General features: G+C 59.3%; 16 protein-coding genes and 3 tRNA genes. 11 read left to right on the forward strand and 8 right to left on the reverse strand.

Annotated features, from left to right (window positions below; all coding sequences use genetic code 11):
- Positions 1 to 75 precede the first annotated feature (75 nt).
- The 3 genes from F7P80_RS07850 to F7P80_RS07860 all read left to right on the forward strand — a co-directional run bounded on the left by F7P80_RS07850 (position 76) and on the right by F7P80_RS07860 (position 3,498).
- The gene (locus F7P80_RS07850; protein WP_242603957.1) at positions 76 to 1,398 is read left to right on the forward strand and encodes a replication-associated recombination protein A; all 1,323 of its coding nucleotides are present in this window, start codon (positions 76 to 78) and stop codon (positions 1,396 to 1,398) included.
- Positions 1,399 to 1,814: 416 nt separating this feature from the next.
- The gene (locus F7P80_RS07855) at positions 1,815 to 2,462 is read left to right on the forward strand and encodes a DUF47 domain-containing protein (RefSeq protein ID WP_054067563.1); all 648 of its coding nucleotides are present in this window, start codon (positions 1,815 to 1,817) and stop codon (positions 2,460 to 2,462) included.
- A gap of 25 nt (positions 2,463 to 2,487) precedes the next feature.
- A complete protein-coding gene (locus F7P80_RS07860; RefSeq protein ID WP_054067533.1) occupies positions 2,488 to 3,498 on the forward strand; it encodes an inorganic phosphate transporter in 1,011 nt (336 codons plus the stop codon).
- Positions 3,499 to 3,619: 121 nt separating this feature from the next.
- On the opposite strand, the gene F7P80_RS07865 is transcribed toward F7P80_RS07860, so the two are convergent.
- Complete coding sequence (locus F7P80_RS07865) at positions 3,620 to 4,144, reverse strand: GNAT family N-acetyltransferase (RefSeq protein WP_054067532.1); 525 nt, start codon at positions 4,142 to 4,144, stop codon at positions 3,620 to 3,622.
- A 126-nt stretch (positions 4,145 to 4,270) separates the two neighbouring features.
- Here F7P80_RS07865 and rpsP point away from each other — a divergent pair, with 126 nt between their 5' ends.
- From rpsP to F7P80_RS07895, 6 genes are all read left to right on the forward strand, one after another.
- On the forward strand, positions 4,271 to 4,525 hold the full coding sequence (rpsP, locus tag F7P80_RS07870; protein WP_054067531.1) for a 30S ribosomal protein S16: 255 nt from the start codon (positions 4,271 to 4,273) through the stop codon (positions 4,523 to 4,525).
- 85 nt (positions 4,526 to 4,610) lie between these two features.
- Positions 4,611 to 5,180 carry a ribosome maturation factor RimM gene (rimM, locus tag F7P80_RS07875; RefSeq protein ID WP_077345148.1) on the forward strand — a complete coding sequence of 190 codons (570 nt, stop codon included), beginning with the start codon at positions 4,611 to 4,613 and terminating at the stop codon, positions 5,178 to 5,180.
- 11 nt (positions 5,181 to 5,191) lie between these two features.
- Entirely contained in the window at positions 5,192 to 5,962 is a 771-nt protein-coding gene (gene trmD / locus F7P80_RS07880; RefSeq protein ID WP_151043814.1) for a tRNA (guanosine(37)-N1)-methyltransferase TrmD, read from the forward strand.
- A gap of 111 nt (positions 5,963 to 6,073) precedes the next feature.
- Entirely contained in the window at positions 6,074 to 6,460 is a 387-nt protein-coding gene (rplS, locus tag F7P80_RS07885; RefSeq protein WP_054067528.1) for a 50S ribosomal protein L19, read from the forward strand.
- A 75-nt stretch (positions 6,461 to 6,535) separates the two neighbouring features.
- Positions 6,536 to 7,252 carry a CoA pyrophosphatase gene (locus F7P80_RS07890; protein WP_054067527.1) on the forward strand — a complete coding sequence of 239 codons (717 nt, stop codon included), beginning with the start codon at positions 6,536 to 6,538 and terminating at the stop codon, positions 7,250 to 7,252.
- Between the two features lie 50 nt (positions 7,253 to 7,302).
- On the forward strand, positions 7,303 to 8,289 hold the full coding sequence (locus F7P80_RS07895; RefSeq protein WP_058880086.1) for a CobD/CbiB family protein: 987 nt from the start codon (positions 7,303 to 7,305) through the stop codon (positions 8,287 to 8,289).
- 105 nt (positions 8,290 to 8,394) lie between these two features.
- On the opposite strand, the gene rsgA is transcribed toward F7P80_RS07895, so the two are convergent.
- Complete coding sequence (rsgA, locus tag F7P80_RS07900; protein WP_151043817.1) at positions 8,395 to 9,378, reverse strand: ribosome small subunit-dependent GTPase A; 984 nt, start codon at positions 9,376 to 9,378, stop codon at positions 8,395 to 8,397.
- Complete coding sequence (locus F7P80_RS07905) at positions 9,375 to 10,667, reverse strand: M48 family metallopeptidase (protein ID WP_080025149.1); 1,293 nt, start codon at positions 10,665 to 10,667, stop codon at positions 9,375 to 9,377. Before F7P80_RS07905 ends, rsgA begins: the two co-directional genes overlap by 4 nt.
- A gap of 59 nt (positions 10,668 to 10,726) precedes the next feature.
- Here F7P80_RS07905 and orn point away from each other — a divergent pair, with 59 nt between their 5' ends.
- Positions 10,727 to 11,323 (forward strand): oligoribonuclease, encoded by a 597-nt coding sequence (orn, locus tag F7P80_RS07910; RefSeq protein WP_054067523.1) that lies wholly within the window; start codon positions 10,727 to 10,729, stop codon positions 11,321 to 11,323.
- A gap of 287 nt (positions 11,324 to 11,610) precedes the next feature.
- Positions 11,611 to 13,569, forward strand: coding sequence for a DEAD/DEAH box helicase (locus tag F7P80_RS07915; RefSeq protein ID WP_151043820.1), 1,959 nt, complete (start codon positions 11,611 to 11,613; stop codon positions 13,567 to 13,569).
- Between the two features lie 209 nt (positions 13,570 to 13,778).
- Here F7P80_RS07915 and F7P80_RS07920 read toward each other — a convergent pair.
- From F7P80_RS07920 to F7P80_RS07940, 5 genes are all read right to left on the reverse strand, one after another.
- Positions 13,779 to 13,854 (reverse strand) — tRNA-Lys (locus tag F7P80_RS07920).
- A gap of 49 nt (positions 13,855 to 13,903) precedes the next feature.
- A tRNA-Lys gene (locus F7P80_RS07925) sits at positions 13,904 to 13,979 on the reverse strand.
- 22 nt (positions 13,980 to 14,001) lie between these two features.
- Positions 14,002 to 14,077 (reverse strand) — tRNA-Lys (locus F7P80_RS07930).
- A gap of 96 nt (positions 14,078 to 14,173) precedes the next feature.
- On the reverse strand, positions 14,174 to 15,076 hold the full coding sequence (locus F7P80_RS07935) for an NAD(P)-dependent oxidoreductase (RefSeq protein WP_210606718.1): 903 nt from the start codon (positions 15,074 to 15,076) through the stop codon (positions 14,174 to 14,176).
- Between the two features lie 126 nt (positions 15,077 to 15,202).
- Positions 15,203 to 15,745, reverse strand: a complete 543-nt coding sequence (locus F7P80_RS07940; protein ID WP_054067521.1) for a VUT family protein — start codon at positions 15,743 to 15,745, stop codon at positions 15,203 to 15,205.
- Positions 15,746 to 15,757: the final 12 nt, after the last annotated feature.

Here is a 15,757-nt window from a genome sequence, read left to right on the forward strand (position 1 = left end):
GAAACACTGATTCTGCACCATATAAACATCTGTTATATGGCGGCTTTTGTAATACCCGGTAAGAACGAGGCTGATTTGCGTGATATCAAAGCCGATGGCTTGTACCAACCCCTTCCCGAGCGTCTGCGCCCTCGCCATCTGAGCGAGGTGGTTGGCCAGCAGCATGTGCTGGGTGAAGGCATGCCGCTGCGGCTGGCTTTTGAGTCGGGTCGCCCCCACAGCTGCATCCTCTGGGGCCCGCCGGGCGTGGGCAAGACCACGATTGCGCGCCTCATGGCTGATGCCTTTGATGCGCAGTTTCTGACCATCAGTGCCGTGCTCGGCGGCGTCAAGGACATCCGCGAAGCCGTAGAAAAGGCCGAAGCTGCACGCAGCGGCCTGATGCCCCAGTCCACCATTGTGTTTGTGGATGAAGTGCACCGCTTCAACAAAAGCCAGCAGGATGCCTTTTTGCCGCATGTGGAAAGCGGCTTGTTCACCTTTATTGGAGCGACCACGGAAAACCCGTCGTTCGAGGTGAACTCTGCGCTGCTGTCGCGCGCTGCGGTCTATGTGCTGCAAAGTCTGACGCCGGAGGATTTGAAGCAGATTGTGGCCAAGGCGCAGGCGCTGAAAGCGGTTCCAGCTATTGAAGATGAAGCGCTGGAGCGCCTGATTGCCTATGCGGACGGCGATGCTCGCCGCCTGCTCAACACGCTGGAGACGCTGTCCATCACGGCCGAGCAGGCCGGGGTGGCAAGCATTACCGATGCCTGGCTGCTGCAGGTGCTGGGCGAGCGAATGCGCCGCTATGACAAGGGCGGGGAGCAGTTCTACGACAGCATCAGCGCGCTGCACAAGTCGGTGCGCGGCTCCGACCCCGACGCTGCGCTGTATTGGCTGTGCCGCATGCTCGACGGTGGGGCAGATCCGCGCTATATGGCGCGGCGTATTGTGCGCATGGCCTGGGAAGACATTGGCTTGGCAGATCCGCGCGCCATGCAGATTGCCAATGATGCAGCCGCCACCTACGAGCGCCTGGGCAGCCCCGAAGGGGAGCTGGCGCTGGCCCAGGCGGTGATCTATCTGGCAGTGGCGCCCAAGAGCAATGCGGGCTACAAGGCCTACAACCAGATGAAGGCGCTGGTGAAGACCGAAGGCACACGCCCCATTCCCATGCACCTGCGCAATGCACCGACCAAGATGATGCAAGACATGGACTGGGGCAAGGGCTACCGCTATGCGCATGACGAACCCGAGGCCTTTGCGGCGGGTGAGGATTACTTCCCCGAGGGCATGGACAACCCGCATTTTTACCAGCCCGTGCCACGCGGGCTGGAGATCAAGATTGCTGACAAGCTGGCCCGTCTGCAGCAGCTCAATGCACAGTCGCCGCAGCAGCGCAAACCGCCGCGCTAAAGCATGGATGTGCAGCATCCGTGCCTGTTTTTATGACTGGCCAGGGCTCAATGTTTAAATTTGTTGCGGTGCAGCAACGTTTTTTGCATCCTGATGATCGCTGCATGGAAATATGTCTGTGTGCATAATTCATCAGCGATTCAAATGAAGCTGGCACTTACATAGCCCTGTTCGGGTTTGGGTGTTGTCACAGAAATGTCATAAAAAATTCATCCAATCTTCATGCGGTTGTCATGGAGAATTTCTGAAGTTCCATGCACCTGCAATCGGCGTCATGTCGTGGCGCTTTGCAGTCACTGGTCGGCGAGGCACTTTTTTCTGCGCGCTTGCCGTACAACCAAATATTTCAGCAGCCTACGCTTCATGGTGGCGGGACTGCTTAACTTTTACCTGCACATCATCTTTGGGGAATGTCCATGCTGTTTGGCAAACTCTTGCCGCGCGAAGGCAACTTTTTTGAAATGTTCAACCAACATGCGGATCGCATCGTTGAAGCTGCTCGCGCGTTTTCGCAGCTGGTCGCTAACTACAACGATCCGCACTTGCGCGAAAAGTACATCAGCGATGTGGATAACGCAGAGCGTGCCGCAGACCGCGTGACACACGAAGTCACCAAGACGCTGCACCAGACCTTCATCACGCCACTGGACCGTGAGCACATCCACAGCCTGATCAATGGCATGGACGATGTGGCTGACCTGATCCAGGACTCGGCCGAAGCCATGGCGCTGTATGACATCCGCAGCATGAATGAGGAAATCCACCGCCTGACCGATCTGAGCGTCAAGTGCTGCGAGCGCCTGAGCGATGCCGTCAAGCTGCTGGGCAATATTGCAAATCCCGACAACGTGGAAGCGGCCATCAAGACCTGCGAAGAAATCGACCGTCTGGAGTCGGACGCTGACCGCGTGCTGCGCGCAGCCATGAGCAAGCTGTTCCGTGAAGAAGAAGACGTGCGTGAACTGATCAAGCTCAAGGCCGTGTACGAACTGATGGAAACCATCTCCGACAAGTGCGAAGACGTTGCCAACATCATCGAGGGCATCGTCCTCGAAAACTCCTGATTGACCAGCACAGAGACTCCTGATCATGGAAACCGTACAAGCTGCCCTGTGGGTGGTCATTTTGCTGGTGGCAATGGCGCTGATTTTCGACTTCATGAACGGGTTTCATGATGCGGCGAACTCCATTGCAACCGTTGTCTCTACGGGCGTTCTCAAACCCACGCAGGCCGTGGTGTTTGCCGCCTTTTTCAACTTTGTAGCGATTTTTGTCTTTCACCTGAGCGTAGCTGCGACGGTGGGCAAGGGCATTGTGACCCCTGACATCGTGGACACCCATGTGGTGTTCGGTGCGCTGGCGGGTGCCATTGTCTGGAACCTGATTACCTGGTACTACGGCATTCCATCGAGCTCTTCGCACGCGCTCATCGGTGGCATCGTCGGTGCGGTGGTTGCCAAGGCCGGCACTACGCCCTTGATTGCTGCTGGCCTGATCAAGACCGTTGCCTTTATCTTTATCTCGCCATTGCTGGGCTTTGTCTTCGGTTCGCTGCTGATGGTGATCGTGGCCTGGATTTGCCGCCGTGCACGCCCCAACAAGGTGGATAAGTGGTTCCGTCGCCTGCAGCTGGTGTCTGCCGGTGCGTACTCGCTGGGCCACGGTGGTAACGATGCGCAAAAGACCATCGGTATCGTCTGGCTGCTGCTGCTGGCTACGGGCTATATGTCTTCGGGCGATACATCTCCTCCCATGTGGGTGATTGTGAGCTGCTATGCAGCAATTGGCCTGGGCACCATGTTCGGTGGCTGGCGTATCGTCAAGACCATGGGCCAGAAGATCACCAAGCTCAAGCCTGTGGGTGGTTTCTGTGCTGAAACGGGCGGCGCGATCACGCTGTTCACGGCCACCATGCTGGGCGTGCCTGTGTCGACTACGCACACCATCACCGGCGCTATCGTGGGCGTGGGTTCTACGCAGCGCATGAGTGCCGTGCGCTGGGGTGTAGCGGGCAATATTGTGTGGGCCTGGATTCTGACCATCCCCGCCAGTGCCTTTGTGGCCGCGATTGCATACTGGATCAGCCTGCAGCTGTACTAAGTCGCTTTGATAAGCTAGCAAAAACGAAGCTGCTAGCGCTTGAAAATAAAGGACTTTAAGGTGTTTTTGCCTTGAAGTCCTTTTTATTTCAGCGCTAGATGCTCTCTTTTTTGAATAGAGCTCAGACTGGCGCGGTGCTGGAGCCCGCACCCAGGCTTTTTTCCATCATCACCACATCCAGCCAGCGCTCCAACTTCCAGCCCACATTGCGCAGCGTGCCTGCGTGCTCAAAGCCCATCGCACGGTGCACGCCAATGGAGCCCGCGTTGCTGCTGTCGCCAATCACCGCAATCAGTTTGCGCACGCCAGCGGCTTCGCACTCGCGGCACAGGGCTTCGAGCAGCAGGCGGCCAATGCCCCGGCCACGGGCATGCTCGGCCACATAGATGGAGTCTTCCGCAGAAAAGCGAAACGCCGGACGTGGCTTGAACCAGTTGGCATAGGCGTAGCCAAGGATGCTGCCGTCCTCATCTTCGGCCACCAGCCAGGGGAGTTGCTTGTCGAGCACATCCTGGCGGCGTTGCGACATTTCTTGGAGCGACGGAGGTTCGGTTTCAAAGCTGCCCGTGCCGTGCAGTACATGGTGTCGGTAAATGGCCGTAATAGCCGGTAAATCTAAAGGCTGGCTTGCCCGGATGGTAGGCATAAAAATCAGAACCCTATATAATCTTTAGCTTTCGGCGTGTCGCTGGCCGGGTGGCCATGTCGCGTGTCTCAAACGCCGTGAAAAACACTTGCAGTAAATTTGCTGCGACCACCCGAAGGATAAATCATGGTCGTTATTCGACTCTCCCGCGGCGGCTCCAAGGCTCGTCCGTTCTTCAATATCGTTGTTGCTGACAAGCGCGTGCGTCGTGACGGTGCTTTCATCGAGCGCTTGGGTTTCTACAACCCTAACGCCCGTGGCGCTGAAGAAGGCCTGCGTTTGGCTATGGACCGCGTGACTTACTGGAAGAGCGTTGGTGCTCAAGCTTCCGACACAGCGGAGCGCCTGATCAAGCAAGCTGCTGCCAAGGCTGCTGCTTAATCAGTCCTGCTGATTGAAAACGGGTTCCGTTGGCTTGTCTGACGGAACCCGTTTTTTTCTTTTCTTCTGCCTTTTATAGATACCCATGAGCCACATGCCTGAACTTGAGTCCACCACGCTGCCTGCCGATGCCGTGGAGGTAGGGCGTATTGCGGATGCCTGGGGTGTGAAGGGCTGGTTTAAGGTCATTGCCTACAGCGCTGACCCTGAGGCCCTGTTCACCGCCAAGCAATGGTTTTTGCTGCCCGCTGAAAAAGGGGCAAAGAATTTTGCAGGTACCGTGCTGCTGCCTGTGAAGCAGGCGCGTCCTCATTCGGACTCCATTGTGGCGACTTCGCCTGCCGTAGCAGACCGTAATGCTGCGGAAGCGCTGCGCGGCGCCCGTGTGTTCATTGCACGCGAACATTTCCCCAAAACCGATGACGGTGAGTACTACTGGGTGGACTTGCTGGGCCTGAAGGTCAGCAACCGCGAAGGTGTGGCACTGGGTACGGTCAAGGACTTGCTGGCGACTGGCCCTCAGACCACGCTGGTGCTCAGCTATGAAGAGGATGGCAAGGAGCGCGAGCGCATGATCCCCTTTGTGGATGCGTATATCGACCAGGTCGATCTGGCTGCGAAAACCATTGTGGCTGACTGGCAGCCCGATTACTGAGGCCATCTGACATGCGCTTTGACATCATCACCCTGTTCCCCGAGCTGTTTGCCCCATTTCTGGAAAGTGGTGTGACGCGTCGTGCCTATGCCTCCGGGCAGGTGGCCGTGCATCTGTGGAATCCGCGTGATTACGCCCAGGGCAACTACCGCCGTGTGGATGACCGTCCCTTTGGCGGCGGCCCTGGCATGGTGATGATGGCCGAGCCCCTGCAGCACTGCATGGACGCCATCCGTGCAGCGCGCGCTGACAGTGGTGAGACTGAAGCGGTGCCCGTCGTGCTGTTCTCTCCGATTGGCACCACGCTCAAGCATGAGGTGGTGGCGCAGTGGAGCGACAGCCAGGGCGCCATCTTGCTGTGTGGTCGCTACGAAGGCATCGACCAGCGGTTTATCGATAAGCACGTCACGCACCAGATCAGCCTGGGTGACTTTGTGCTCTCGGGTGGCGAGCTGGCGGCCATGGTCATGCTGGATGCAATTGCGCGTTTGCAGCCTGGCGTGCTCAATGATGAAGGCAGCTTTCAGCAGGACAGCTTCAACCCCGCGCTCGACGGCCTGCTGGACTGCCCCCACTACACACGTCCAGAAGTCTGGAATGGGCAGGAAGTGCCGCCAGAACTGCTGTCTGGCCACCATGCCAATATCGAGCGCTGGCGCCGTGAGCAGCGTCTGAAGATCACCGGCCTGCATCGGCCAGAGCTGATCGAGCAGGCACGGGCCAAGGGCTTGCTCACTGCCAAAGATGAAGGGTTTTTGGCAAAAATTGCACAACAGCTATAATTGCCGGTTCTTCGATCCTCTATCCGGCCGCTGCAACGGTTTGAATGCAGCCATAGCACCAATCCCGGTGCTTGCCAATCCTGGCGCGGACAAGATCGATTTGGATGAATCATGAACCTGATCCAAACTCTTGAGCAAGAAGAAATTGCTCGCCTGAACAAGGAAATCCCCGCTTTCGCACCTGGTGACACCGTCATCGTGTCCGTGAATGTGGTGGAAGGTAACCGCAAGCGTGTCCAGGCCTACGAAGGCGTGGTGATCGCTAAGCGTAACCGTGGTCTGAACAGCGCTTTCATCGTGCGCAAGATCTCCTCCGGCGAAGGTGTGGAACGTACATTCCAGACCTACTCTCCTATGATCGCTAAGATCGAAGTGAAGCGCCGTGGTGACGTGCGTCGTGCCAAGCTGTACTACCTGCGTGAGCGCAGCGGTAAGTCCGCACGTATCAAGGAAAAGCTGCCACAGCGCAAGGCTGCTGCAGTTGCTGCTGCTGAGTAATCAGCGCCAGTCTTTCCTGAAGAAAACCGCTACAGTTCGCTGTAGCGGTTTTTTTATGTCTGTACCGAGGGACACTTGTCTTCCAACGATTCTCCGAACCAGCGCTTCAGCTCGCTGACGGCCAGTATTCCCAGCTTTGATCCACGCCAGGTGCCTGTCGTTGGCACGGATGCGCACCTGCCAGCGATTGCTGCGGCTGGCATGACGCCGCAAGCCTTGCGCCAGCGCTTTGCACAGCCTCCGCAGTGGCAGCCCGAGGTGCGCCGTGAAGCACGTTTTGCGCAGCGACAGCCTGTGCCTGCATCCGTGCTGGTGCCCGTGGTGCAGCGGGAAGAGTTGACGGTGCTGCTCACCCAGCGCACGCAGCAGCTGTCTACGCATTCCGGGCAGGTGGCTTTCCCCGGAGGCAAACAGGATCCGGAAGACCGCGACCCCATCATGACGGCCTTGCGCGAGGCGCAGGAGGAAGTGGGGCTGGAGCCGTCGGCCGTGGAAGTGCTGGGCAGCCTGCCGATCTATGAAACGGGTACGGCTTTTATCGTCACGCCCGTGGTGGCGCTGATCTCCCCGCGCATCACTTTGCGGCCCAACCCGCAGGAGGTGGCCGATGTGTTTGAGGTGCCGCTGCGCTTTTTGCTGAACCCGGCCAACCATCGCCGTCATCGCCTGCAGTGGCAGGGCATGGAGCGGGAGTGGTTTTCCATGCCTTATGACGATGGGGGGAAGGAGCGCTATATCTGGGGTGCCACCGCAGGCATGCTGCGCAATTTTTACCGGTTCATGACTGCCTGAGATCAGAGAACTCTCATAGCGCGGTGAGTGCTTGCCGCTATCATAGTCCCATGAGCTTCTTCGCCATCTTGCTTGCCTTGCTGCTGGAGCAGGCCCGACCTCTGTCACGCGATAACCTCGTTCACGCGGGGGCCAGAGCGTGGACCGTGTCCGTACGTCGCAACTTTGATGCGGGACGAGAACACCATGGATGGGTAGCCTGGGGGCTGGCCGTGGTGCCTCCCGCCTTGCTGGCAGTTGGGGTGTACTGGCTGCTGATGCGCTGGGTGGGTTGGCCGGTTGCCATGCTGTGGAATGTGGCGGTGCTGTACGTGACACTGGGCTTTCGCCAGTTCAGCCACAACTTCACGCGCATCCGTGATGCGCTCGATGATGGGGATGAGCAGGCCGCTCGTGAAGCGCTGGCTGAATGGCGTCAGGTGGATGCCTCTGAAGTGCCGCGCAGCGAAGTGGTGCGCCATGTGATTGAGTATTCCGTGCTCAGTGCCCACCGCCATGTGTTTGGTGTGCTGTTCTGGTTTGCCCTGCTGGCTGCGCTGGGCATGGGGCCTGCGGGTGCGGTGATGTACCGCATGGCGGAGTACCTGTCGCGCTACTGGTCGCGTAAATCCATTGCGGGTGCAGCGCCGGTGAGTGAACGCCTGCAGCAGTCGGCCAAGCAGGCCTGGACCGTGATTGACTGGATGCCTGCACGCATGACGGCCATGGGCTTTGCCGTGGTCGGCAGTTTTGAGGATGCGATTGACGGCTGGCGTTTCCACACCAAGTACTTCCCCAACGATAACGATGGCGTGATCCTGGCAGCCACGGCCGGTGCCATCAATGTGCGCCTGGGGGGCGCAGGCCTGAAGATGCGCGAAGACCTGACCGTAGCCCCGATCTACGACGACGAGGATAGCAGGCAGGAGCCCGGGGTGACGCCAGGCCGTGAAGCCGAAGTGGGGCATCTGCGCAGCGTGGTGGGCTTGGTCTGGCGCAGCGTGGTGGTGTGGATGCTGCTGCTGGCGCTGCTGAGTTTGGCGCGTCTGCTTGGCTAATTTGATAGCTGCCAGCGCTTTCTGCATAAGCCTTAGAGCCATATTTGATGCATAAAAAAGCCTGCTGTTTGTACAGCAGGCTTTTTGTTTTTCAGTGGCTGGGCTTCAGTATTTGAAGCCCGCGTTCAGCTCCTCAAACAGCTCGGTATAGATGCGGTAGCGGTTCGGGTGGATGTAGTGTGGGCTGCCTTCATTGTCCACTTCGGCCATGACGGCGCAGCCGGGTTCGTGCAGGTGGGTGCAGTTGTAGAACTTGCACTGGTCGGCCAGTGCGCCAATGTCAGGCATGCACTTGGGCAGGTCGGTGGCTGCAATGTGGTACAGGCCAAACTCCTGAAAGCCGGGAGAGTCAATGATGGCGGTGCTGCGTGCCTCATCCATCCAGTACAGGCTGGTGGTGGTCGTGGTGTGCTTGCCGGTGTTGAGCACGCGCGAGATTTCGTTGGTTGCGGCCTGCGCGCCGGGCACCAGCAGATTGATCAGCGTGCTCTTGCCGACGCCGGAGGGGCCGAGCACAAAGCTGCGCTTGCCCTGCAGCAAATCCATGAGGGCTTCTTTTTGCTCAGGGTCATCGCTGGTCAGGTTCAGCGGGATGATGGGGTAGCGTGCGCTGCCGTCTGCGTTCAGGATGCCGCGGTAAGCCTCCAGCCGCTGCCAGGCCATGGCAAAGGGCTCTTCCAGATCGTACTTGTTGAGCGCAATGATGGGGGTGATGCCAGCATCTTCGGCGGCAATCAGCGCGCGGGCCAGCTGGCTTTCCGAGAACACGGGCTCGGCGGCAATCAGCACCAGCACCTGGTCGATATTGGCGGCAAAGGTCTTGGTGCGGATTTCATCCTGGCGGTACAGCAGGTTGCGGCGCTCGAGCACTTTTTCGATCGTGCCTTCTTCGCCCTGACCCGGAGGTGGCGGCTGCCACAGCACATGGTCGCCAACGACGGCCTGGCTTTTCTTGCCACGGGGGTGGCAGATGCGGCGCTGGCCGTCGGGTGTCTCTACGATGCAGTGGCGGCCATGGCTGCCCACCACCAGACCTTCGGTGGATGCGGCTGCCGAGGCGACTGCTGCTTTGCTATGTCTGCGGCTCATGCGGCGCTCACGGATTCAGGGGCTGTGGGGGCGGGCATGCGTGCCAGGCGCTCCACGGCAGGAGGGTGGGAGTAGTAGTAACGCGCGTACACAGGGTCGGGGGTGAGGGTGGAGGCGTTGTCTTTATAGAGCTTGAGCAGGGCGCTGGCCAGTGCACTGCCTTGGGCTTGCTGCATGGCGTAGGCATCGGCCTCAAATTCATCGCGGCGCGAAAAATGCGCGGTCAGCGGCCCAGCCCAGAAAGTAAAGACGGGCATGGCCAGTGCAAACAGCAGCAGGGCCAGTGCATGGTCATGCGCAGGCAGGCCGAAGGCCATGGCAGGGCTGGGCAGAACGCCCAGGCCCGTAAAGAACCAGACCTGCTGCGACAGCCAGCCCAGCAGGGCAAAGCCAGACAGACTCAAGGCAAACATGCCCAGCATGCGCTTGAGGATGTGCTTGTGCTTGAAGTGGCCCAGCTCGTGGGCGAGCACGGCCTCCACCTCGTCGGCATTGAGCTGCTTGAGCAAAGTGTCATAAAACACCACGCGCTTGGAGTTGCCAAAACCTGTGAAATAGGCATTGGCATGGGCCGAGCGGCGGCTGCCGTCCATGACGAACAGGCCCTTGGCCGCAAAGCCGCAGCGTTGCATCAGCTGTGTCACGCGAGATTTGAGGGATTCATCGGCCAGGGGCTCGAACTTGTTGAACAGCGGGGCGATGAAGCTGGGGAAAATCCACATCAGCAGCAGCTGAAAGCCCGTCCAGATGCACCAGGCCCACAGCCACCACAGGCTGCCAGTGGCTGCCATGAACCACAGAATCACCCATGCAATAGGCAGGCCGATCACAGCGGCCAGCAGGCTGGACTTGAGCAGGTCGCCCAGCCAGATGCCGCGCGTGCTCTTGTTAAAGCCAAAGCGCGCTTCCAGCACAAAGGTCTGGTAGTAGGAGAAAGGCAGGTCCAGCAGGCCGGAAATCAGTGCAAAGCAGCTCAGCAGCACCAGTTGCTGGAGCATGCCGGGTTCCATGGCCTGGAGCAGCAGTTCGTTGAGCAGGTTGAGGCCGCCCAGCAGCGTCCAGCCCAACAAGATCAGTGTGCCCCAGGCCATGTGGGCCAGGCCGAGCCGTGCCTTGGCCAGGGTGTAGTCTGCAGCTTTCTGATGGGACTGCAGGGAAATAAAGGGAGCGAAAACGGCCGGAACAGCATGGCGGTGCTGTGCCACATGGCGCACCTGGCGGGCATTGAGCCAGACCTGCACCAGCAGCTGCAGCACCAGGGCCGCCGCGAAGGCCAGAGTCAATAACATCGAGGGGGAAAGCGAATTTGTTGTCGGCATGTGCCGCGAGTGTAGGCGACAATTTGCGGATGTCTCTTGCTTCTTCCCCTGAAACCCCTGTGTTGCCCAAGTCAGACCTGAACCTGGTGTGGCTGGACTGTGAAATGACGGGGCTGAACCCCGAACATGACCGCATCATTGAAATTGCGGTGGTTGTGACCAATGCCCAGCTCGACATTCGCGTGGAGGGGCCGGTGTTTGCCATTCACCAGAGCGATGCGCTGCTCAATGGCATGGATGCATGGAACAAGGGCACGCACGGCCGCAGTGGTCTGATTGACCGCGTCAAGGCCTCTGAAGTGACCGAGGCCCAGGCGGAAGCCGCGCTGATTGCTTTTCTGAGCAAGTACATCCCCAAGGGCAAGGTGCCGCTGTGTGGCAACAGCATTGGCCAGGATCGCCGCTTTCTGGCGCGCTACATGCCCAAGCTGGAGAGCTATCTGCACTACCGCAATGTGGACGTGAGCACCCTCAAGGAACTGGCCAGACGCTGGAAGCCAGAGGTGGTCAGCCGCTTCAAGAAGGCGCAGCGCCACACGGCACTGGCCGATGTGCTGGAGTCGATTGACGAGCTGGCGCACTATCGCGCGCATTTCCTGGCACTGGCACCTGTGGCGGCTGAATAAAGCCCCTGTCATTGAAGGAAAACCGAGGTCGTGTGATAATCCACCTCTTGCCTTGCTGCGCGAGCAGCTGCATTACACAGGCAATAACGCACATCTCCCATCACTCACCGGGCACCGACACCCGCACGCCGGGCCGCTTGCACAAGCGGCCAGCGCTGCCAGATACGACAGCCCACGGTCTCCACCATGCAGTGGAGCGCATTGTTTGACGGTTGATGTTCCTTCCCTAACCGTCATGAAAGCAGCACCGCCGTTGTGTGTCGTGCAGCTTTCCGTGTGAGAAATACATGAACGACTTTTTGAATGAGCAGGGCCAGCAGGCCGCTGCAGACGTGTCTTTGGACGCAACTTTGGACACCATGCTGGCTGAAATGGATGCGGAAGATACCGCTGCCGCCGCAGAAGAAGTGCCCGCAGGCCCCAATCCTTTTGAAGCACTGGGTCTGGCTCCTGAGCTGGTCCGCGCTGTCACCGACATGGGCTACACCCAGCCTACCCCCGTACAGGCACAGGCCATTCCTCTGGCCATGGGCGAAGGTGCTGATGCGGACGGTTATATCGACCTGATGGTCTCCAGCCAGACAGGTTCGGGCAAGACCGCAGCTTTCCTGCTGCCCGTGCTCAACACCCTGATTCAGCAAAAGGCAGAAGAAGAAGCAGAAGCCAAGGCGGAATACGACCGTCTGGTGGCAGAAGCTGCTGCTCGCGGCGAACCTGCTCCCAAGCGCAACAAGCGCAAGGACCCCACTAATCCTCGCAATTTCAAGGCTGCCGTGCCCGGCGCCCTGATCCTGTGCCCCACACGTGAGCTGGCACAGCAGGTGGCGCATGACGCCATCGAGCTGGTCAAGCACTGCCGTGGCCTGCGCATTGCCAACGTGGTGGGTGGCATGCCTTATCAGGTACAGATTGCCAAGCTGCAGAATGCCAACCTGGTCGTGGCTACGCCAGGCCGCCTGCTGGATCTGCAGCGCTCCATGCAGATCAAGCTGGACAAGGTGCAGTTTCTGGTGGTGGACGAAGCTGACCGCATGCTGGATCTGGGCTTTGCCGATGATCTGGCAGAAGTGAACCAGATGACTGCGCAGCGCAAGCAGACCATGATGTTCTCGGCCACGTTTGCACCACGCGTGCAGCAACTGGCCATGCGTGTGATGCATGATGGTGGTTCCAACGTCAAGAAGGTGACTATCTCTACGGCGCAGGAAAAGCACTCCAATATCAAGCAGGTGCTGTTCTGGGCGGACAACGCCCAGCACAAGCGCAAGCTGCTGGACCACTGGCTGCGTGATGAGTCCATCAACCAAGCCATCGTGTTTGCCTCTACGCAAGTGGAGTGTGATGGTCTGGCAACTGACCTGCAAGAAGCTGGTTTCTCGGCTGCTGCTTTGCACGGCGCTTTGAGCCAAGGTTTGCGTAACCGCCGTCTGATGGCGCTGCGCAATGGCCAGATTCAGGTGCTGGTGGCAACTGACGTTGCTGCGCGAGGTATTGACGTGCCCACCATCACCCACGTGTTCAACTATGGCCTGCCCATGAAGGCAGAAGACTACACCCACCGCATCGGCCGTACTGGTCGTGCCGGTCGTGAAGGTGTGGCTGTGACATTTGCGGAATTCCGCGACCGTCGCCGTGTGTTTGACATTGAAGGCTATACACGCCAGCAGTTCAAGGCAGAAACCATTCCTGGCATGGAGCCTCAGCAGCGCTTCCCAGCCGCTGGCGAGCGCGATGGCCGCCGTGGCGGTGGTGGTCGTGGTGGCTTCGGTGGCCGTCGCGATGGTGATGGCTATGGCCGCAAGCAGGGCTTTGGTGACCGTGGCGGTTTTGGCGGTGGTCGTCGTGAAGGTGGCTTCGGCGGTGATCGTCCTCGATTGGGTGGTGATCGTGACCGTGGTGGCTTCGGTGGTGACCGTCCTCGCTTTGAAGACCGTGGCGGTGATCGCGGTGGCTTCGGCGGTCAGCGTCGCGAAGGTGGTTTTGCAGATCGCAAGCCCGCATTCGGTGACCGTCCTGAGCGCGGTGGCTTCGGTGGCGATCGTCCCCGTTTTGGTGGCGAGCGCGAGCGTGGCAACTTTGGCGGTGACCGTCCTCAGCGCGAGCCTCGCAGCTTTGGCGGTGATCGTTCCCGCTTTGAAGACCGTGGCGGTGACCGTGATCGCGGTGGTTTTGGCGGTGGTCGCCGTGAAGGCAAGTCTTTCGGTGGTCGTGACGACCGTCGCAAGAGCTTCCAGCACGACCGCTAAGCTTGCAAAGCTTTTTGCAAGAAAAAACCGGTTGCGTGCCGGTTTTTTTGTGCCTGTTGTTTTAAAAAGAGAAGCGCCTGGCGCTGGTGAAAAGCCAGTTTCAGAATGCTTTCTATCTGAAAGTGGCTTGCTGCCGGCGCAAGCAGCTATGGTTTGTGTAGAAGGCAACAGCAAAAAAGCCTGTCTTGTTTCCAAGACAGGCTTTGATTTGGTGGGCCCTGAAGGATTCGAACCTTCGACCAACGGATTAAGAGTCCGCTGCTCTACCAACTGAGCTAAGAGCCCTTCTGCAACCAGAAAAGATTCAATGCGCTGTGGCAATGAAGAGAAATTTTGGTGGGCCCTGAAGGATTCGAACCTTCGACCAACGGATTAAGAGTCCGCTGCTCTACCAACTGAGCTAAGAGCCCGACAAGAAACGAAAGCAAGAAGTGGTGGGCCCTGAAGGATTCGAACCTTCGACCAACGGATTAAGAGTCCGCTGCTCTACCAACTGAGCTAAGAGCCCACTTCGTTGCGCTTCGTATCAAGCGAAGCCGCAATTATGCACCAATTTTTTTATCCCTGCGGGAAAACACTTGCAATTTTTGAAAAAGTAGCGGCCTTACTGCATGGCATTGCGGCTGGCTAATTCCACAAACAGCCCGCTGTGGTCCAGATCACCCAGACCGTGCTCCACGCCATCGGCGTACAGCTGCTCAAACAGGGCGGTAATCGGCGCATCAAAACCGATTTCCTGGGCAGTGGCCATGGCGTTGCGCATGTCCTTGAGCTGCACTGTCATCTTGCCGCGTGCAGCAAAGTCGCGCTCCACCATGCGCTGGCCGTGCAGCTGCAGGATGCGGCTGTCGGCAAAGCCGCCGGTAATGGCTTCGCGCACCTTGGCAGGGTCTGCACCGCCTTTGGCGCACAGCAGCAGGGCTTCCGCCACGGCGCCGATGGTGATGCCCACAATCATCTGGTTGGCCAGTTTGGCCAGCTGCCCTGCGCCATGTGGGCCTACATGCGTGGCACGGCCCAGCGGTGCAAACACGGGCAGGGCTGCCTCAAAGTCTTCGGGTTTGCCACCAGCCATGATGGCCAGCGTGCCGGCTTCTGCACCCACAGTGCCGCCGGAAACCGGTGCGTCCAGATGGCGGATACCGCGCTCGGACAGGCGCGCGGCATGGTCGCGGGCTTCGCGGGGCTGGATGGAGGCCATGTCAATCACCAGCACGCCTGCGCGCATGCCCTGGATGGCAGCATCCGGACCCATGCCAAACAGCACTTCACCGACGATCTTGCCGTTTTCCAGCATGCTGATGACGTAGTCGGCATGGAGGCAGGCCAGGCGAGGGCTGTCGTGCACATGGGCGCCTTCCACAGCCAGTGGCTCCGCCTTGGAGCGGGTGCGGTTCCAGATGTGCAGTTCATGGCCTGCAGCCAGCAGTCGGCGTGCCATGGGCAGGCCCATGAGGCCGCAGCCAAGCAAGGCAATGCGCAGGCGTTGCGAAGAGGTGGCAGTCAACGTATGTCTCCGGTCGTAGTTATGGTCGGCTCATGCGCTGCAAGCGGGCGAGACCGTAGGTGCAATGATGGAGAGTTTTTCGCCCATCAGGCTTGCAAATGGCTTGCAAGCCCGGGGCGCTGTGCCTTAGACCGGGGCGTTGGTCTGTGCGTGCCGACCAATGAGCAGGCGAAATGGCAGCAGCAGACACACAGCCATCAGCAGTTTGACGCCCAGATCACCCAGCGCCCAGGTGATCCAGGGCAGGTCTTCTCCGGCAAAGGCCACGCTCCAGAACACCGTGGTGTCCAGCACGGCCGCCAGTGCCGTAGCTGCCAGCGGCGCGCGCCACCAGCGGCTGTGGCGCAGCTTGTTGAACACGGAAATATCGAGCATCTGCGACAGCAAAAAGGCCAGGCCAGAGGCAGCAGCAATGCGTGGTGGTGCCAGCACGGCAGAGGCGGCTACGGCCACGGCAAAGCCTACCCAGGCCACACGTCGCGCCTGCGCTGGGCCAAAGGCGCGGTTGACCAGTTCGGTGACCAGAAAGGCAAACGGATAGGTGATGGCACCCCAGGTCAGCCAGTCATTGATGGCGTACTGCACCAGGATGTTGGACGACAGCACGACCAGGCCCATGGCCAGCACGGCCACGCCCAGTTGTGCAGTGTTGGGACGGGGGTAACGCATCGTGCTGTCCTT

Origin of the sequence: Comamonas kerstersii (assembly GCF_008801935.1) — a bacterium.
Lineage (GTDB): Bacteria > Pseudomonadota > Gammaproteobacteria > Burkholderiales > Burkholderiaceae_C > Comamonas > Comamonas kerstersii.

Coding starts and splice junctions, on each gene's coding strand:
- F7P80_RS07855 (WP_054067563.1), top strand. CDS start 1,815: ATGCTGTTTGGCAAACTCTTGCCGCGCGAAGGCAACTTTTTTGAAATG.
- F7P80_RS07860 (WP_054067533.1), top strand. CDS start 2,488: ATGGAAACCGTACAAGCTGCCCTGTGGGTGGTCATTTTGCTGGTGGCA.
- F7P80_RS07865 (WP_054067532.1), bottom strand. CDS start 4,144: ATGCCTACCATCCGGGCAAGCCAGCCTTTAGATTTACCGGCTATTACG.
- rpsP (WP_054067531.1), top strand. CDS start 4,271: ATGGTCGTTATTCGACTCTCCCGCGGCGGCTCCAAGGCTCGTCCGTTC.
- rimM (WP_077345148.1), top strand. CDS start 4,611: ATGAGCCACATGCCTGAACTTGAGTCCACCACGCTGCCTGCCGATGCC.
- trmD (WP_151043814.1), top strand. CDS start 5,192: ATGCGCTTTGACATCATCACCCTGTTCCCCGAGCTGTTTGCCCCATTT.
- rplS (WP_054067528.1), top strand. CDS start 6,074: ATGAACCTGATCCAAACTCTTGAGCAAGAAGAAATTGCTCGCCTGAAC.
- F7P80_RS07895 (WP_058880086.1), top strand. CDS start 7,303: ATGAGCTTCTTCGCCATCTTGCTTGCCTTGCTGCTGGAGCAGGCCCGA.
- rsgA (WP_151043817.1), bottom strand. CDS start 9,378: ATGAGCCGCAGACATAGCAAAGCAGCAGTCGCCTCGGCAGCCGCATCC.
- F7P80_RS07905 (WP_080025149.1), bottom strand. CDS start 10,667: ATGTTATTGACTCTGGCCTTCGCGGCGGCCCTGGTGCTGCAGCTGCTG.
- orn (WP_054067523.1), top strand. CDS start 10,727: ATGTCTCTTGCTTCTTCCCCTGAAACCCCTGTGTTGCCCAAGTCAGAC.
- F7P80_RS07915 (WP_151043820.1), top strand. CDS start 11,611: ATGAACGACTTTTTGAATGAGCAGGGCCAGCAGGCCGCTGCAGACGTG.
- F7P80_RS07940 (WP_054067521.1), bottom strand. CDS start 15,745: ATGCGTTACCCCCGTCCCAACACTGCACAACTGGGCGTGGCCGTGCTG.